General features: G+C 60.4%; 1 protein-coding gene. It reads left to right on the top strand.

Annotated features, from left to right (window positions below):
* Positions 1 to 450 (top strand): immunoglobulin-like domain-containing protein (locus tag ACW9HX_RS29150; protein ID WP_457383222.1); only part of this gene is annotated, 450 nt, incomplete at both ends.

Genomic DNA, 450 nt, shown 5'->3' with positions numbered 1-450 from the left:
CGAACGGTGCTGTGATCACCATCGAGGCCGGTAAAACCACCGGCACCGTGACCGTCGCAGCGCCAGCCGATGACGTCTACAAGGATGCGGGCAAAGTCGAAGCAACCATTTCGACCGCCACCGGTGGCAACTTCGAAAATCTGGTGCCGAGCACTGTTCCGGCCGTGACCCAGGTCACCGATACCATCGACACCACTACGGTGAAACTCACCGCGACCGAGTCGGCGACTGAAGGCGGCACGGTCACTTACACCGCGACCGTGGGTGCGCCTGTAACTGGCTCACCAGTGACCGTGACCCTGTCGAACGGTCAGTCGATCACCATCGAAATCGGCAAGACCACCGGCACCGTCACCACCACCGCGCCTAACGACGTATTGAATGGTCATGCGCCACTGACCAACGCGATTACCGGCGTAACCGGTGGCAACTACGAAAATCTGGTAGCCG

It is taken from the genome of Pseudomonas sp. SDO52101_S400 (genome assembly GCF_054071635.1).
Note: the sequence above shows the minus strand (reverse complement) of the source record. Positions and strands in the feature narration are given on the sequence as shown.